The organism is Phyllobacterium sophorae (assembly GCF_003010965.1).
GTDB classification, from domain to species: Bacteria; Pseudomonadota; Alphaproteobacteria; order Rhizobiales; family Rhizobiaceae; genus Phyllobacterium; species Phyllobacterium sophorae.
The window spans coordinates 27022-45448 of record NZ_PGGM01000013.1; the positions used below are offsets into that span (position 1 = coordinate 27022).

General features: G+C 58.6%; 11 protein-coding genes. 10 read left to right on the forward strand and 1 reads right to left on the reverse strand.

The annotated features are described in order from the left end of the window. The first annotated feature begins 87 nt into the window (after window positions 1-87). The 10 genes from CU103_RS32570 to CU103_RS23035 all read left to right on the forward strand — a co-directional run bounded on the left by CU103_RS32570 (window position 88) and on the right by CU103_RS23035 (window position 17416). Complete coding sequence (locus tag CU103_RS32570) at window positions 88-7638, forward strand: peroxidase family protein (RefSeq protein ID WP_106666371.1); 7551 nt, start codon at window positions 88-90, stop codon at window positions 7636-7638. Between the two features lie 175 nt (window positions 7639-7813). Further along, a complete protein-coding gene (locus CU103_RS22995) occupies window positions 7814-8323 on the forward strand; it encodes a 6TM ABC transporter family protein (protein ID WP_146147845.1) in 510 nt (169 codons plus the stop codon). Window positions 8324-8395: 72 nt separating this feature from the next. Further along, entirely contained in the window at window positions 8396-10162 is a 1767-nt protein-coding gene (locus CU103_RS23000; protein WP_106666373.1) for a type I secretion system permease/ATPase, read from the forward strand. Then, window positions 10159-12849, forward strand: coding sequence for a calcium-binding protein (locus CU103_RS23005; protein ID WP_106666374.1), 2691 nt, complete (start codon window positions 10159-10161; stop codon window positions 12847-12849). The genes CU103_RS23000 and CU103_RS23005 overlap by 4 nt, the downstream gene beginning before the upstream one ends. A 19-nt stretch (window positions 12850-12868) precedes the next feature. After that, the gene (locus CU103_RS23010; protein WP_106666375.1) at window positions 12869-14203 is read left to right on the forward strand and encodes an HlyD family type I secretion periplasmic adaptor subunit; all 1335 of its coding nucleotides are present in this window, start codon (window positions 12869-12871) and stop codon (window positions 14201-14203) included. Window positions 14204-14537: 334 nt separating this feature from the next. Next, window positions 14538-14948: an AtpZ/AtpI family protein gene (locus CU103_RS23015; protein WP_106666519.1), complete on the forward strand. Its 411-nt coding sequence runs from the start codon at window positions 14538-14540 to the stop codon at window positions 14946-14948. A 50-nt stretch (window positions 14949-14998) separates the two neighbouring features. After that, window positions 14999-15751 carry a F0F1 ATP synthase subunit A gene (locus CU103_RS23020; RefSeq protein ID WP_106666376.1) on the forward strand — a complete coding sequence of 251 codons (753 nt, stop codon included), beginning with the start codon at window positions 14999-15001 and terminating at the stop codon, window positions 15749-15751. Between the two features lie 118 nt (window positions 15752-15869). After that, window positions 15870-16097 (forward strand): F0F1 ATP synthase subunit C, encoded by a 228-nt coding sequence (locus tag CU103_RS23025; protein ID WP_008125314.1) that lies wholly within the window; start codon window positions 15870-15872, stop codon window positions 16095-16097. A 75-nt stretch (window positions 16098-16172) separates the two neighbouring features. Continuing rightward, a complete protein-coding gene (locus CU103_RS23030) occupies window positions 16173-16820 on the forward strand; it encodes a F0F1 ATP synthase subunit B (RefSeq protein ID WP_106666377.1) in 648 nt (215 codons plus the stop codon). Between the two features lie 116 nt (window positions 16821-16936). Then, window positions 16937-17416, forward strand: coding sequence for a F0F1 ATP synthase subunit B (locus CU103_RS23035; protein ID WP_162707117.1), 480 nt, complete (start codon window positions 16937-16939; stop codon window positions 17414-17416). Between the two features lie 215 nt (window positions 17417-17631). On the opposite strand, the gene CU103_RS23040 is transcribed toward CU103_RS23035, so the two are convergent. Continuing rightward, entirely contained in the window at window positions 17632-18291 is a 660-nt protein-coding gene (locus CU103_RS23040; RefSeq protein ID WP_106666379.1) for a ribonuclease HII, read from the reverse strand. Window positions 18292-18427 lie beyond the last annotated feature (136 nt).

The window sequence follows — 18427 nt, forward strand, 5'->3', positions numbered from 1 at the left end:
CGCATGATGCGTCTGCATGGGCAGGCGCAGGCCGGAATCATCGCCTTAAGCCGGCGATTTCTAGTGTGAGCCCAAAGGGAGAATAAAATGGTCACCTATATTCGTTCTGATCTCGATTTCATCCTTGAACAGATCAAGATTGCCGAGGCCCACGCCGCTGGCCAGCCTCTCTATGGGCCGGGTGGCCTTGTGCCCGCATATAATCTTGCCATGGGTCTGCGCACCGTCGATGGCACCTATAATCACCTGCTTCCCGGCCAGGAGGAGTGGGGCGCGGCCGACAACCAGTTTCCGGGGCTCCTCGATCCGAATTACCGGCCGGCGGAAAATGTTCCGCCTGCATTCTTGCCGCCTGGTTCTCCAGCCGTACCCACATCCTATAACCCATCGAACAATCCCGGTTCGATGGTGTTCGATTCAAGCCTGCGCACGATCTCCAATCTTCTGGTCGACCAGACGCTGGGAAATCCGGCCGCGATCCTGACCGCCCTGCAGCGTGCCGGCGCGGTTAACCAGATGGCGGATCTGGCTTCCGTCACGGCCGTCTATGAAACTTTCAAGCCATTCTCCGACGCTGAGTATCAAGCGCGCGTGGTTATGCAGAATGCCAAGAAGGCAGCCGACGAACTCGGCGATGGCGATCCTCTCACGCCTCCAACGGCGGAAGAGCAGGCCGCCCTTGACATCCTGGCCGATGCCACCGCGGCTCATGCAGTTACGGTGACCGCCTTGGAAGGAGCCCGGGCGGTGCGCGATGCGGCCGTCCTGCCGTTCGGCATTGAAATGGACGGCGATAACGTTCACCTCCCCAACATCGCACCCGACGAAGGCCTGTCGGCCTCATTCAACTCCTGGTTCACGTTGTTCGGCCAGTTCTTCGATCACGGGCTCGATCTCGTCAACAAGGGAGGCAGCGGCACGGTGTTCATTCCGTTGCAGCCGGACGACCCCCTCTATGTCGAGGGCAGCCAGACCAACTTCATGGTTTTGACGCGCGCCACTGTTTCCCCCGGCACAGACGGTGTGTTCGGAACGGATGACGACGTGCGTCCTGTCAACACGACAACATCGTTCGTCGACCAGAACCAGACCTACACGTCCCATTCATCTCATCAGGTGTTCCTGCGCCAGTATGTTCTCAACGCCGCTGGGGATCCGGTCGCGACCGGCAAACTCATCGAAGGCGGTGGAGCGGCGGCCGGGGGCATGGCCACTTGGGGCGAGGTCAAGGCGCAGGCCAGGACTCTGCTCGGGATAGACCTGACCGATAGCGACGTGGGCAGCGTGCCCCTGTTGCGGACTGATCAATACGGCAATTTCATTCCCGGTCCCAACGGCTTCCCGCAGTTGATCACCGGGATCGGCGCCGATGGGATTCCCAACACGGCTGACGATATCGTGGTCGAGGGCAATCCCGCCGCCCCGATTTCGACGGTCGGTGCCCTGCGCACCGGGCACGCCTTCCTCGCCGACATCGCCCACGAAGCCGTCCCGATCGGAAAGATCGCCGATGGCGACATCACGATCGGCCTGGCAAATCCGGGCAATGGCGATACCGAATACGACAACGAGCTGCTCGACGCGCATTTCATCGCCGGCGACGGCCGCGTCAATGAAAATATCGGCCTGACCGCCGTCCACCATGTGTTCCACGCCGAGCACAACCGGCTCGTCGACCACGCCAAGGAAGCGGTCCTGGCGACCGGCGATCTGGCCTTCATCAACGAATGGCTGGCCGACGACCTCGCGGCTCTTCCGACTGCGGCGCAAATCCCCAGCCTGGTCTGGGACGGCGAGCGCCTGTTCCAGGCCGCGAAGTTTGGCACAGAGATGCAATACCAGCACCTGGTATTTGAGGAATTCGCCCGCAAGATCCAACCCAATATCAACGTCTTCCTGGTTCCGGACGGCTTTGACACCACGATCGATCCGTCGATCGTCGCCGAGTTTGCCCATGTGGTCTACCGCTTCGGCCACTCCATGCTGACTGAGTCGATTGATCGCTTCGACCCGAGCTTTGCCGAGAACGACATTGGCCTGATCGAAGGCTTTCTCAATCCGGTCCAGTTCGACTCCAATCATACCATCGAGGACGGTATTGCAGCCGGCGCTATCATTCGCGGCATGACCCGGCAGGTCGGCAATGAAATCGACGAATTCGTGACGAGTGCCCTGCGCAACAACCTGCTCGGATTGCCTCTCGACCTTGCGACAATCAACCTTGCCCGTGGCCGCGACACCGGCGTTCCCTCGCTGAATGCTGCCCGCCGTGATTTTTACGAGGCAACCAATCAGGATGTCTTGCTCAAGCCATACGAAAGCTGGGTCGATTTTGCCGGGCACCTCAAACATGAGGCGTCCATCATCAACTTCATCGCTGCCTACGGTACCCACACGCTGATCACCAGCCAGACCACACTCGAGGGCAAGCGCGACGCAGCACTCACCATCATCACCGGCGTCTCGGCGGACGGCGTGATGGCGGTCCCTGCCGACAGGCTCGATTTCCTCAACGCGACCGGCGCCTATGCGGGCGGTGTACTCGGCGGTCTCGAAAACGTCGATCTTTGGATCGGTGGTCTTGCCGAGGAAATCATGCCCTTCGGCGGCATGCTCGGCTCCACGTTCAACTTCGTCTTCGAAGTGCAGATGGAAAAACTGCAGAACGGCGACCGGTTCTACTATCTGCAGCGGCTGGATGGCCTGCACCTGTTCGGCGAAATGGAAAACAATTCCTTCGCTGCCATGATCATGCGCAACACCGATGCAACACATTTGCCGTCGGATGTCTTCTCGACACCCGGCCTCATTCTCGAAGTCGATCAAACCAAGCAGTACAACCCCGAGCTCGGCACGGCGGATCCGCTCGGCACCAGCCTTCTCACACCGCTTGTCCTGCGCGACAACCCGGCAACCGCGGGCGTAGAAGCAAACTACCTGCGCTATACGGGTGACGAGCATGTCCTCCTCGGCGGTACCGAACAGGCGGATACCCTCATTGCAGGCATCGGTGACGACACGTTGTTCGGCGATGGCGGCAATGACAGGCTCGAGGGCGGCTTCGGCAACGACATCATCAATGGTGGTGATGGAGACGACATCATCAAGGACAGCGGCGGCGACGACAACATCAAGGCCGGCGCCGGCAATGACGTGGTCCATGCAGGACCTGGTCTCGATCTGGTGATGGGCAATTCCGGGCAGGATTTCATCTTCCTCGGTACCGACATGGGCTCGGAAGTCTTCGCGGGTGAGGGCAACGACTTCATCTACGGCAACAAGAACGCCGAGCGCATTCTTGGCAACGAAGGCAATGACTGGATCGAGACCGGCACTTTCGACGGTGCCCCGGGCGACAATTTCGACGAAATCTTTGCCCGTGATGCGATCGACGGACACGATGTGTTCCTGGGCGATGGCGGCTTTGACGAGTTCATCGCCGAGGGCGGCGACGACATCATGGTCGGCAGCGCGGGCCGCGGCAAGATGGCCGGCATGTCCGGCTGGGACTGGGCGACCTACAAGGACAACGCTGCAGGCGTCAATGCCGACTTCACGCGCGGAATCGTGTTCGACGAGAATCCGACACCTCCGGCCAATGCTACGCTTGATGCGTACGAATCGGTGGAAGGCCTGTCAGGATCGGCTTTCAATGATCTTTTGACCGGGTCTGATGTCACAGCGGCGGAGCGCCTTCCATTCGATCCTGATCCTGAGATCAGCGGGACGGAAGGATATACCGGCAGCGCACTCGATGCCGAGGGCATTGCTCTTATCGCCGGATTGCAGGCAGTCCTGGGTGCGGGGGTCACCTCTTTCAGTGCCGGTGAGATCATTCTTGGCGGCGATGGCAGCGACACGATCATGGGCCGCGGCGGCGATGATATCATCGACGGCGACAAGTGGCTGAACGTGCGCATCGGCGTGTATGCGGAGAATGATCTCCTGCACACCGGACCGGTCCTCGAATACCACAACAGCATGACGACCCTGGCTGCGAGAATGTTCTCCGGCGAGATCAATCCTGGCCGGCTCGGAATCGTGCGTGAAATCATGACTGCCGACGGCACTGGCGATATCGATATTGCCAGGTACCAGGGCAACCGCACGGAATACACGTTCGGAAGCGATGCAAACGGCAACGTCACTGTCACGCATGCGATCGAGGACTCCCTGGATGGTTCGGATAAATTGCGGAACATCGAACGAGTGCAATTCCTCGACGGCACGGTTGGATTGATTGTCGGCACAGCCGGCAACGATACGCTCAACGGCACCACGGGTGATGACCTCATTCTGGGGCTCGCAGGCAACGATACGTTGAACGGCAATAACGGCAACGATATCCTCGTTGGCGGCACTGGAAACGACAATCTCAATGGTGGTGCCGGGGATGACACCTACTCTTTCGGTCTCTCCGACGGGGCTGACCGGATTGTCGAGACGAGTGGGAATGACCGGATATCGATTGCCGCAGCTGCTTACACTGACCTCAATTTTAACGAGAATATCGTCGGCACAGGAAACGACGATCTGATAATCGCGTTCAACGGTCAGTCTGTCACGGTCGTCGATCATTTCGATACGGCCGGGGAAGCAGTCGAGTTCGTCAACTTCAATGGCGGCTCCTTTAACGGCTACCTGCTTGATGGCGACTATGCCATCAGCACCGACGACAACGGCGACCGTACGGCGGCGGCACTCGTCAATACCGTACTTTCCGGTACGACGGGCGGCGACGATCTGATCGGCAACACCGGCAATGATCTCCTGTTTGGTCATTCCGGCGGCGATGACCTTGACGGCGGTGCCGGCGACGATCTGCTGGTTGGCGGCTTAGGCAACGATCTGCTTGATGGCGGACTGGATGCCGACACAATGGTCGGTGGCGCTGACTCCGACACATACATTGTCGATGACCTCGCCGACGTGGTGGTGGAGGCCCTGAACGCCGGTACGGACACGGTCGAGACCGAGATGGCAGCACTCTCGATCGAACTCATGGCAAACGTTGAGAACCTTGAATATACCGGCCTTGATGCCGATCCGTTCGTCGGCACCGGCAATGCTCTCAACAATACGATTTCGGGCGGTGACCTGGCCGACACACTGAACGGACTTGCCGGCAACGACACATTGAATGGCGGCCTCGGCGAGGACACCCTCAACGGCGGCGATGGCAACGATACGCTCAACGGCGGCGATGACGACGATACGCTTGTCGGTGGTATTGGCACCGATACGCTCAACGGCGGTGCCGGGGCGGACAACATGGCGGGCGGCGCCGACAATGACATCTACGTTGTCGACAATGCGGGTGACGTTGTGAACGAAACCGGCGGAACGGGCGTGGATCGCGTCGAGGCCTCGATCAGCTACACATTGGCTGCTGGTATCGAAAATCTTACCCTGACCGGCGGCAATGCAATCAACGGTACCGGCAATGCCGGCGCCAACGTCATCACCGGCAATACTGGCAACAACCAGCTTTTCGGCGGCGGCGACAACGACACCGTTGACGGCGGCAATGGCAGCGATCTGATCGATGGCGGTGCCGGCAATGATACGCTGAGCGGCGGCATCGGCAACGATACCGACAACATCATCGGTGGCGCGGGGAACGATACGATCAACCTGCTTGCTGTTGATGGCGGCAATGACATCGTCGTCTATAACGCGAGCGGGTTCGGTGACGATATTCTTACTAACTTCGACGCGACGGGCGGCACGGCGACCACACAGGACCGCATCGATCTGAGTGCACTGGGCATCACGGCGGCGAACCTGGCGACGCGGGTGATCGAATCGACAGTCGGTGGAAACACTCTGCTGACCGTCAGGGATGCAAGTCTTGCGACGATCGGTACAATCCAGATCAACGGTATCGCCAATACCGCTATCGACGTTACGGACTATATCCTCGCTAGCGGCGCTGGCCCCGTCGGCGGGGCAACCAATGGGAACAACACGCTGAACGGCACAGCCGGCAACGATACGATCATCGGCCTCCAGGGGAACGATACGATCAGCGGGGCGGCCGGCGATGACACGATCATCTGGAACGCCAACGCAAGTGGACCGACCGATGGCCGCGACGTTGTTGATGGCGGTACCGAAGGCGGTCCCGGCGATACCTTTGTGGTCAACGGAAATGCGAGCGGTGAAACCTATCGCATCTACACGCGGGCGGCTTTTGATGCGGTCCCCGGCAACACTCTCTTCGGTATCAATGGCGCGACGGAGATCATTATCACGCGCAATGGCACCAATGCCGCCTCGATCATCGCAGAGCTGCGGGAAATTGAGGAAATCCGCATCAACAGCGTCGATCCGACAGGACCGAGCGGTGGTGCGGGGGCAGGCGACAGCTTCCTGGCTATCGGCGACTTCTCAGGCACGAGCCTTCGCCTCAATACCATCACCATCGATGGCAATGCGGGCGACGATACGATCGATATCTCGGCTCTGAGTTCGGCTCACCGCATTGTCTTCAAATCCAATGGCGGCAATGACACCATCCTTGGAACTCTTCGTCCTGAGGACGTGATTGAACTGCCAGACGGCAAGACTGCTGCGGACTATACGACTACGACTGAAAATGGTGTGACGACCATGACCAGTGGTGATCATAGCATCACGTTCACCGCGCCCGACGGCTTGCCGGGTATCGGAGAGAACGAAGATCCTCCGGTCGAAGAAGAAGACGACGACGACACACCGCCGCCAGCGCCTGGTACTGGTTCGTCAACAGGGGCACCGGTTGTCGGTACGGCCAACGCCGATGTGCTTCTTGGCACAGCGAACGGTGAGACAATCGTCGCACTTGGCGGCAATGATGTCGCCATGGGCGGAGGCGGAGCAGACGTCATGCGCGGCGATGATGGCGACGACTTCCTCAGTGCGGACAGCGGCAATGACATGGTCTTCGGCGGTGCCGGCAATGACGATGTTCTCGGCGGCGATGGAAACGACATGCTCTATGGTGATGCAGGAGCAGATCGCATCTTTGGCGACGGTGGAAATGACCTGATCAATTCCGGCGCGGGCAATGACACCGCGCAGGGTGGCGAGGGCAACGACACGTTTGTGACGGACGCCGGCGACGGTGACGACACATACTACGGTGACGCAGGCGGCGACACGCTCGACATGGCGGCAATCACTGCCAACCTGACCGTTGATCTTGGTAATGGCTTCTCTGGCCGGGGTAGTGCTTCGAGCAGTCAATCCGGCCACGATACCCTCTGGAACGTCGAAAATGTCGTGACGGGGTCGGGCAATGACACGATTACCGCAAGTGCGGCCGTGAATGTGATGGACGGCGGTGCCGGCAACGACATCTTCCGCTTTGGATCGGCATCAAATGCTGACGGTGACACCATCGTAAGCTTCCAGCCGGGCGACAAGATCGATCTCAGCGGCATCGACGCCAACAATGGTACGGGTGGAAATGAGGCCTTCACGCTCGTCACTGCGTCGGCACTGAGTGGCGCCGCCCAGCTGATCGTGACCCATGAGACGCGTGCCGATGGCGAGTACACAGTCGTTCAAGGCAGCGTTGACGGGGACAGCTCAACAGAACTGCGGCTCAGCATCAAGGGGACGCACAATCTGACCACCTCGGACTTCAATCTGTAGCCCGAGGCGCGGCGAGCCGGGACTTCCGGCTCGCCGCACACCAACAAGAACAAGAGTGGTGATGACAATGCGTTCCCAAATTTTTGTGAGTAGAACTGGCAAGAAACCCGGCCTTCAACCGCGGGACATTTTCAGAACTTGTCGGATGCGGGTTTTGGCCGCCCTTGGTGAACATTTGAACAGCAGGATTGTACCGGCGGCCACGATCGATATGCCGCGACCCGGATTTGCGACCGCCAGGTCGCTGCAGCGGACGCGTGCGGTCGATGCAGCACGTGAGGTGCCGGCTGTTGGAGGATTGAGTGCTCCTTTCGAGCTGCAGTGCCTGCCTCTTTACCTCCTCGCTGTCTATATTTTCTATCCCTATCCAGGCTTGCTCGCTTTCGCCGTTGCGATGGCGGTCCTGACCATCGGAGCGGAACTGATGACGCGACGCCTGGCAAATGCGGCCTATGAAGCGGTTCTTGTCCGTACGGCGATTGCCGATTCCAACGCCCAAAATCAGCAGATGTTGAAAGCAATGGGATTTGCCGGCGCTACCGCTCACTGGTTCGTAACCTACGAGACACGGCAAGACGGAGCCTACACGGTCATTCGCGGGCGCGTCGAAGGCGACAGCAATGCCGAGATGCGCCTCAGCATCAAGGGGACACACAGCCTCAAGGATCTGAATTTGAAATTGTGAACATCGACCACTTCGAGGCGGCGGTGGATGTCCGTGCGCCAAGTAGCTCAACAACAAAAACGGTAGCGAAAAATGCGTTCCAAGACCCCTTTAACCGGCACCAAGCGGAAAAACGCAGAAAAGCTGACACAAGGCTTTCGCGGGATTTTCATTTTTCTCTTCACCACCTCCGGCGTCATCAACATTCTGGCGCTGACCGGTTCTTTTTATATGCTGCAGATCTATGATCGCGCCTTGACCAGCGGCAGTGTTCCGACATTGCTGGCGCTTTCGGCCCTGGCCATCGGGCTTTATCTGTTCCAGGGGCTTTTCGACATTATCCGCTCACAGGTACTGGTGCGCGTAGGAGCGCGTCTTGACAGCAAGATCGCGCCGATGGCGCATCAGGTTGCGATCGATATGCCGCGTTTCGGCTTTTCGACGGCGGAAGCCTTGGAGCGCGGCCGCGATGTGGATACGGTGCGCGGCTTTCTGGGCAGCCAGGGACCGGTTGCCTTGTTTGATCTGCCCTGGATGCCGCTTTATCTCATTTTTGTTTACATGCTGCACCCCTATCTGGGTGCGCTCACCTTTGGCGGCGCGTTCATTCTGTCCATGCTGACAATCGCAACGGAACTGATGACCCGCCGCTTGGCGAGCGCGACCCATCAGGCCGCGATTGCGCGCAATGCCATAGCGGATTCCAATGCCCGCAACGCCGATATCCTGAAGGCGATGGGTTTCGCCGGAAGGGCGGTCGATCGTTTCAATCGCGCCAACCAGGAGCATCTCGAACTTCAGACCCGCACAAACGACATCAGCGGAACATTCGGCGCACTGTCGCGCGTGCTGCGTATGGTTCTGCAATCGGCCGTTCTGGGCCTTGGTGCATGGCTGACGATTCAGGGTGAACTGTCCGCCGGCGCCATCATAGCAGCGTCGGTGGCTTCGGCCCGCGCGCTCGCGCCCGTTGATTTGGCGATTGGCAACTGGAAGAGCGTCGTCGCGGCGCGTACCGCTTTTCAGCGGTTGAAAGAAACCGTCATCGCGCTATCGGGAAGCGAACCGCCAATGGAATTGCCCGCGCCTGCCGGTTCGCTGAAAGTCGAGAAGATTACAGTTGCGGCGCCAGGCTCGGGCCGTGTTCTCTTGAGCGATGTGAGCTTCGAGATCAAGGCTGGCCAGGCTCTCGGAATCATTGGCCCGAGTGGCGGCGGCAAAACGACGCTCGCGCGCGCCCTGACGGGTATCTGGCCGACGCTGCGCGGCAGCGTCAGGCTGGACGATGCGGAACTGACGCAGTGGTCGGACAGCAATCTCGGTCAATATGTCGGCTATCTTCCACAGGATGTGGCCTTGCTTGACGCAACAGTCGAAGAAAATATCTCGCGGCTTGAACCGCAGGTGGACGCGCGCGCGATCGTGGACGCCGCGCAAACGACGGGCATTCATGAAATGATCGTGCGCATGCCGGATGGCTATCGCACGGCTTTGGGGCCGCAGGGCGCGTCGCTTTCGGCCGGTCAGCGTCAGCGCATCGGACTGGCGCGAGCGCTCTACCGCAACCCGTTCATTGTCATCATGGACGAGCCCAACTCGAATCTCGATGGAGAGGGCGAACTGGCGCTCACCGAGACGATCAAATCAATTCGTGCACGCGGTGGCATCGCCATCGTCATCGCGCACCGGCCAAGCGCACTGGCCGCCGTCGATCTGGTTGCCGTTATCCAGAGCGGCAAGATGGTGGCTTTTGGACCAAAGGACGAGATCCTCAAATCGTCCGTCCCCGCAGAACCGGCCAACAGGCCAGCGCCCGCAGCACAACATGCGCCGCGCGTCACATCGAGAGTTTCAGCATGATGATCGAGGTCAAGGGAACCAAATCGGCCAAACCGGATACCGAGGAATCCTTCGAGCGGTATGTCTTCAAGAATCAGGACAAACGGTCGGCAGCGCCGCTTTTCTTCACGGTCTTTCTGACCGGGCTTGCACTCTATCTGAAGAGTGCTTTCCCGCGTTTGGGCAATGCTGTGCCCGAGGAGGACGCCAAACAAAAGCCGTCAGACGATCAAACCGGCTCGCCCGAGGTATTTCAGGTGTTGGCGCGGGACCCGTCCGCCGAAGTCGGTGAAGAAACGAGGCAGGAAAAAGCAGCAACGGGCTCCGGCGAGCAACTGCTCGTTTCCCGGAAGCCGGATGGCTATGCGCTCACTGATTCGCCAGCATTCAACTTTCAAGACCTCAATCTTCCAGCGTCGGCCCTGCTGCGAAATTTCGGCGGCATGTCTTTTACGTTCCACGCGGCAAATGACAATGCCTGGGCTGGCGGCAAGGTCGCAAATTTTGGCGCGGCAAGGGGCGGCGGTGCCAACGCACCAGCGCTTCCGGACAGTAGTAGCGCACCGAACGAAAATGTCGAAGATGACGATACCGGCGAAGACACCGGCAACGTCAAGACCGTCAATCGCGCACCGCGGACCAGCGGCCCGGTCTATTTGCATGATGTCTATGGCTGCGCCATCGCATTGATCGGACTTTCCGATCTGCTGCGCGGCGCCACCGATCCCGATGGCGATCCTCTTCTTGTCCAGAACATCACTGTTTCATCGGGAACGCTGGTGCAGACCGCCGGCGGGTGGAACTTCGATGCGCAAGCACTTGGACCTGTAACGATCACCTATCGGATCACCGACGGCGAATTCTCCGTGGTCCAGACCGCGCAGTTCTCTGTGCTCAGAAATCCGCCGCTCATTGGCACCGCCGGTGACGATCTGCTGGTTGGCACCGAATGCGCCGACGATATCGATGGACGTGAGGGGAATGACAATATCGACAGCCGCAGCGGCAGCGACACGGTAAATGGCGGTGACGGAGACGACCACATCGTCGCCGGTAGCGGCAATGACATCATCATGGCCGGAGCAGGTGATGACATCGTTCTTGGCGGCTTGGGTGACGACCAGATTTGGGGCGGAAGTGGCAATGACCGCCTGTTTGGCGATGAAGGCCGTGATACGATTTCAGGGGAAAGCGGTAACGACGCCATCAGTGGCGGCGCTGGTGATGACCTGCTGTTTGGCGGCGAAGGCGACGATACCGTGGCTGGCGATCTGGGCAATGACCGGATCCACGGCAATGAAGGAAATGACAAGCTCGACGGCGGCGGCGGTGACGACATCGTGCTTGGACAGGCGGGGATCGACATTGTCGACGGCGGTTCGGGGAACGATTTCCTCGCCGGGGGGGACGGCGAAGATGTGGTGAATGGCGGTGAGGGAACGGACATTGTTGCGGGCGACGCGGATCAGGCGGCTGACCGTTATGATGGCGGCAGCCAAACCGACACGCTCGATTATTCGGCAGTATTGCACGGCACGACCATAGATCTCGAGGCCGGTACCGCGAACGGCACGGAAATCGGACACGATACGATTTCGAGCTTTGAAATTCTTATGGCCGGGGCGGGCAATGACGAGGTTCAGGGTAGTGCCGAGGATGAGGAGATCCACGGCAACAGCGGCGATGATCTGATCGCGGGTGCTGGCGGCGATGACAGCCTGTTCGGTGGCGAGGGCAGTGATCATCTGTCGGGCGGCGATGATGCAGACACGGTTGAGGGCGGCGCCGGAAGCGACACCGTCGTCGGGGACCTTGATCAGGCCACCGACAGTTATGATGGCGGCGCAGGCATCGATACACTTGACTATTCAGCAGCCCTCATGGCGGTCGTCATCGACCTTGTTGCCGCAAACGCAAGCGGTGACGAGATCGGCAGCGACAGCATTACCAATTTCGAGGTGATCAAGACCGGCGCGGGGGCCGATGAAATTATCGGCAGTGGCGGCAACGACACGCTGGTCGGCAGCGGGGGAGACGACATTATCACCGGTGGAGGCGGCGCGGATACCCTGTTGGGCGATGCCGGCAACGACGTGATGAGTGATGGCCTCGGCGCGGATGCGGTGCTTGCCGGGGCTGGTGACGATGTCGTTCATGCCGCGGCCGACATGGCCGATGATTGTTATGAGGGTGATACAGGCTTCGATACGCTCGACTATTCGCAATCGGCGCATGGCGTTCTCATCGACCTCAATACCGGTGCAGCGACGGGATTCGATATCGGCCAGGACATCGTTGACGGCTTCGAAAAAGTCGTCTGCGGAGATGGTGCCGACAAGATCACGGCCGGAGCGGAGGCGGTGGTCGTGCAGGGTGGAGGCGGGGCTGACACCTTCGAATTCCAGATTCCGGCCGGAAGCTCCGGCGCCGAGGTCATTCACCAGATCCTTGATTTCATGGTCGGCGACCGGATCGAGATGTCGAAATACCGGATATTCGAAGAAGTGATCGACACCCTGGAAGACCGGTTCGAAGATGTCTACGGCGATCAGGAGAGCGCCGAAGCGCTCCCTATCCGGGTACGCCATGAGGGAACGGACGAGCTGAAGAAAACACTGATCGAGGTCGATATGGATCAGGATCAACACTACGAAATGACCATCAACCTGACCGGGCATCACGTGCTGATGATCGTCGAGAACGCTTGAGTAAGAATGGGAGTGAGAAATGTTCGGCCGAAATCAAAAAAATGAACGCTCGCCGTTATCCGTAGAGACGGATAGTTCCTTCCCGGTTGCTACCCGCGTTTTCGCTGGCGTTACGCTTGGTGTGTTCCTGTTCGTTGGTGCCGGCGGGTGGGCGGCAACTGCACAGCTCACGGGGGCGGTGATCGCACCGGGCATGGTCAAGGTCGATCAGAACATGAAGTCGATCCAGCATCGCGATGGCGGCATCGTCAGCGAGATTGCCGTGAAGGAGGGGGATTTCGTCGAGAAAGGCCAGATCATGTTGCGGCTCGATGATGCGCAGACACGGGCAGAGCTTTCGATTGTCCGCACACAGCTTGTGGAGTTGATGGCAAGGCAGGCCCGCTTGATGGCCGAACGTGACAACCTTGATGCGATTATTCTCTCGCCGGAACTCGCGCCACGGCTTGACGATTTTCAGCATGTGTTCTTTGGCGAAAACCGCCTCTTTGAAGGCAACCGCCAGAATCGCCAGAGCCAGAAGGGACAGCTGGAACTCGGCATCGATCAGCTCGGCGAAGAGATCAGGGGACTTGAGTCGCAGCGCAATTCGAAGGTCGATGAGATCGCCCTCGTCAAGGTCGAGCATGACAAGATCAAGGGTCTGACCGACAAACGATTGATCGAGACTTCACGCAAATACATTATCGATCGTGAGATGGCGAAACTTGTCGGTGAGAAGGGCGAGGTCGAGGCAAGTATTGCCCGCGCAAAAGCCAAGATGAGTGAAATTCGCATCCAGATCATTGCGATCGATGAAACCGCGCGTACGGAAGCGCAGCGCGAACTGAGTTCCATTGAACCGAAGCTCTCCGAGCTGAGGGAGCGCCGCGTGGCGATCGAAGACCGTCTGGCTCGCACGGACATCCGCGCCCCCCTGTCGGGGACCGTCAACGAACTTGCGATCCACACGATCGGCGGGGTCATTTCACCGGCGGAAAAACTGGTGACGCTCGTGCCTGCCGATGCGGCTTTGAAGATCGAGGCCAAATTATCGCCGACGGACATAGACCAGGTTTTCGTCGGACAGCCGGCCAAGCTGCGCTTCTCGGCATTTAACCAGCGCACCACTCCCGAGTTGCATGGCAGCGTCGCTTATGTGTCTGCGGCGACCAGCAGCGATCCTTCCAGCGGTCAGGTCTATTATCTCGCTGACGTTGTTGTGCCTGCCGATGAACTCGAAAAGCTTGGTGACGCCAAGCTGCTTCCGGGGATGCCGGTCGAGGTGTTCGTATCCACCGAGGAACGTACAGCGATGTCATTCCTCTCCAAGCCGCTTGCCGATCAGTTCAATCGGGCATTCCGGGAACAATGATCCGTTCTTGCCGGCACTTCAGCTTGGCTGTACATGCCAACCGGCATGACGACTCCATTCAGATGAAACTCGCTCGCATCTGAAAAGGATTTGCGGGGTGACGCCAAGTGCAATTGCGGTGCCGGCGCCCCGGAATAGTGGAGATTCGAACACGAATCTCCGCAAAAGAGGTGAGACATAAAGTCATATTTGCCTAACTTATTGAATTTTACCATGAAAATTACCTCGGAGAGTCTAAGGTCTGCGCCTTGACTAGCGGGGATCGTAACAATATGTTGCGCGCGACTTCGAAGCGGGGGTGAAGCCTCGCATTCAGCGTGTAAAGGACATGCCATTGGCCACGGGGAAAGATCCCGACAAGTCAGGTTCTGTCGACAAGGCGCAGGGTGCTGGGAAGATACTGACTTCGGACGAGCTGGAAAGCCGCCGCCGTTCTCTGGAAGCAAAGCTTGCTTCCAAGGGCGCTGGCACGAAAGCCAGCTCGGAAGGCAAGGGGACGGAAACCGCCTCCGGTGTCGCGCAGGCCATGAAGCTGTCGAGCGAGTTTATCGCGGGCGTTCTGGTTGGTGCGGGGTTGGGCTGGTTAGCTGACCGATTTTTGGGTACTTCACCTTGGGGGCTTATCATTCTGCTCCTCCTTGGTTTTTGTGCTGGAACGCTCAATATCCTGCGCTCTGCGGGACGTGTGGCGGAAAACCGTGGTCTGACGTCTGTTAAAGATGCAGATCGCGACAAACCGGAATAAGTCTTGGCGGCAAATGCCGTCACGAATGGAACGAGATAGACGAGGTTAGAGTGTCCAACGATCCGATTCATCAATTCCACATCGCGCAATGGGTTCCCCTGCATGTGGGCGGTGTTGATCTGTCCTTTACCAACTCGTCAGCCTTCATGGTTGCAACGGTTGGCGTAGCTTCGGCATTTCTCTATCTGACCTCGTCCAATCGCGGCCTTATCCCGACTCGCCTGCAGTCGGTTTCCGAGATGGCCTATGAGTTCGTCGCATCAACCTTGCGCGAATCGGCCGGCAGTGCCGGGATGAAGTTCTTTCCTTTCGTGTTCTCGCTGTTCATGTTCGTGCTTGTCGCCAACATGCTCGGCATGTTCCCCTACTTCTTTACGGTTACCAGCCAGATCATCGTCACCTTTGCCCTAGCGGTTTTGGTCATAGGAACGGTGCTTGCTTATGGCTTCGCCAAGCACGGCTTCAAATTTCTCGGTGTTTTCGTGCCGTCTGGCGTTCCCGCGCCGCTGCTGCTGCTTGTGGTGCCGATTGAAATCATCTCGTTCCTTTCTCGTCCGATCAGCCTTTCAGTTCGTCTCTTCGCCAACATGCTGGCTGGTCACATCACGCTGAAAGTCTTTGCAGGTTTCGTTGCTTCACTGAGCGCGCTGGGCGCTATCGGTGTCGGCGGCGCGATCCTGCCGCTCGCCATGACGGTCGCGCTGACCGGCCTCGAGTTCCTGGTGGCTTTCCTTCAGGCCTACGTCTTCACGGTACTGACCTGCATGTACCTGAATGACGCGGTGCATCCCGGCGGTCACTAACCAAGAATTGGGTCGTGACCGGGCTTCGGTGAAGACGGTCACGGTTCAGCAAACGTCACCGGCGGGTTTCCGCCAAATGCAAATCTATCAATAACGATTCTATCCAAAGGAGTTTAATATGGATCCGGTAGCAGCAAAGTACATCGGTGCGGGCCTCGCTTGTTTTGGTATGGCCGGTACGGCCCTCGGCCTTGGCAATATTTTCGGAAGCTATCTCTCCGGTGCGTTGCGCAACCCTTCAGCAGCTGACGGCCAGTTCGGCCGCCTGGTATTCGGCTTCGCCGTTACCGAAGCTTTGGGCATCTTCTCGCTGCTCATCGCTCTTCTGCTTCTCTTCGCTGTTTAATTCAAAGAACAGCTAATACTGGCTGCGCCTTGCGCGGCCGGTATATCGTTTAAAGACTACTCAAGGGGACAACGCATGTTTGTGTCATCGGCCCATGCCGCATCCACAACGGAAACAATCGTCGCTCAGAGCGAAACGCCCGCGCATACCGAAACGGTAGCTCCGGGGACGACGCCTGACGCTCACGCCGCCGAGACTCATACCGAAACCGGTGTGGCTCACGAAAAGGCCGTTTTCCCGCCCTTTGACTCCAGCCATTTTGCATCGCAGATCCTTTGGCTGGCCCTGACATTCGCCGTCTTTTACCTGTTTCTGTCGCGTGTGGTTCTGCCGCGCATCGGCGGTATCATCGAGACACGCCGTGATCGTATCGCCACCGATATTGACCAGGCTGCCCGCATGAAGCAGGAGTCGGACGATGCGCTTGCTGCTTACGAGCAGGATCTCGCTGACGCCAAGAAAAAGGCTGGGAGTATTGCCCAGACGGCCCACGACGAAGCCAAGGCCAAGTCCGATGCCGAACAGGCAAAAATTTCGGCGGAGCTGGAAAAGAAGCTGAGCGACGCGGAAGCCAGCATTTCCGCCATCAAGGACAAGGCAATGAAGGAAGTCGGCACGATTGCCGAGGACACCGCTGCCGAGATCGTCAAGAAAATCGTTGGCGGAACTGTCGACAAGGCAAGCATTTCCGCTGCCGTCAAAGCCGTGCGTAGCCGCGCCTAATTGCTGAAAACCGAAATCCGGTCTTTGAAGAAATTATGCGCAAACTATTAGATTCTACTGCAACCTCGATGCGTCCTTTTGGGCGCATGGCGCAGTAAGGGAGAACTACTATGGAATTGGACGCAACATTCTACGCCCTGGTCGGTCTCGTCATCTTCCTCGCACTGGTTGTCTATCTGAAAGTTCCGGGCGTCGTCGGCAAATCGCTCGATGCCCGTGCTGACCGTATCCGCGACGAGCTTGAAGAGGCACGCCGCCTGCGTGAGGAAGCACAATCCCTGCTTGCAGAATACCAGCGCAAGCGCAAGGAAGCCGAGAAAGAGGCCACCGAGATCGTTGCCATAGCGCAGCGTGAAGCCCATGGCATGCTCGAGGAAGCCAAGAAGAAGACCGAGGAATATGTTGCCCGCCGCAACAGGCTCGCCGAGCAGAAGATCGCTCAGGCCGAGGTCGAGGCAGTCAACGAAGTTCGCGCGTCGGCAGTCGATATCGCTGTCGCCGCTGCCAGCCGTATCCTCGCAGACAAAGTCGATGCCAAGACATCGGCTGATCTCTTCAAGTCATCGCTGACTGAAGTGAAATCCCGCCTCAACTAAGAACGGGAATAATCAAGTTGCATGAAGCCGCCGCAAGGCGGCTTTCTTTTTTGGCGTGTCCCAGGCTCGAACTGGATAGGCACTGCGTTTTGCTCGCAATTGTTTGATTCTTGCCCGGGAGCCCGCAAATCCTGCTCCAACAACAGCGATTTTGGCCCACAATTTTCAACCAATGAGTGAAATTTGAAGGTGATGGGTTGAGATGAGCGCTTTGACTATATCTGGCGGTCTTTGAGCGGCGAAAAGCTGAAGCGATGCAGGCCTGCGACCGGGCCATGCAGCTCCATCGCATTGCGGTGGAACTCGGTTCCATAGCCGGCATGCGATTCCAAACCATAAAGAGGAAAGTATTGCCCGGTTTGAGCCATCATCCGGTCGCGAGTGACCTTGGCAAGGATCGACGCCGCAGCGATCGACACCGAACGCTGGTCGCCCTTGATAAGCGCGGTAGCGGGGCAGGGCAGGCCGGGTGCCACATCGCGCCCGTCAATGAGAGCGTGGCCGGGCAAGATAGCCAAACCGCACACAGCCCGGCGCATAGCCTCAAGTGCAGCTTTCAAAATATCAGTTGCATCGATGGCGGGGGCAGAAACGCTGGCGACAGCGCAGGCAAGCGCTGTATCCGTAATGATATCAAAGAGTTCTTCGCGGCGTTGCGCGGTCAGGCGCTTTGAATCGTCAAGCCCCTCCGGGATTTTCTTCGGGTTCAAAATCACCGCCGCGGCCACCACCGGACCCGCAAGCGGCCCGCGGCCGGCCTCGTCGATACCGACGATAAACTCGACGCCGCTGCGCATGAGTTTCCGCTCGCTGGCATAGTCAGGCTTGCCAGGTTCGATGGGAAGAAGCAGAGAATCAGAACGCGATCGAGTCATGTTGCGACGAAACTCGCATTCGTTCTGATTCTCTGCAAGCCCTTAGGTAGCTGATGGGGCGGGGCTACCCAGGGTCACGTCAGGCGGGATGGGCATTCGGCCTGACGGAATTGTGCTGGCTGGAGCGGCGCATGTT

Coding starts and splice junctions, on each gene's coding strand:
- CU103_RS32570 (WP_106666371.1), top strand. CDS start 88: ATGGTCACCTATATTCGTTCTGATCTCGATTTCATCCTTGAACAGATC.
- CU103_RS23000 (WP_106666373.1), top strand. CDS start 8,396: ATGCGTTCCAAGACCCCTTTAACCGGCACCAAGCGGAAAAACGCAGAA.
- CU103_RS23005 (WP_106666374.1), top strand. CDS start 10,159: ATGATGATCGAGGTCAAGGGAACCAAATCGGCCAAACCGGATACCGAG.
- CU103_RS23010 (WP_106666375.1), top strand. CDS start 12,869: ATGTTCGGCCGAAATCAAAAAAATGAACGCTCGCCGTTATCCGTAGAG.
- CU103_RS23025 (WP_008125314.1), top strand. CDS start 15,870: ATGGATCCGGTAGCAGCAAAGTACATCGGTGCGGGCCTCGCTTGTTTT.
- CU103_RS23030 (WP_106666377.1), top strand. CDS start 16,173: ATGTTTGTGTCATCGGCCCATGCCGCATCCACAACGGAAACAATCGTC.
- CU103_RS23040 (WP_106666379.1), bottom strand. CDS start 18,291: ATGACTCGATCGCGTTCTGATTCTCTGCTTCTTCCCATCGAACCTGGC.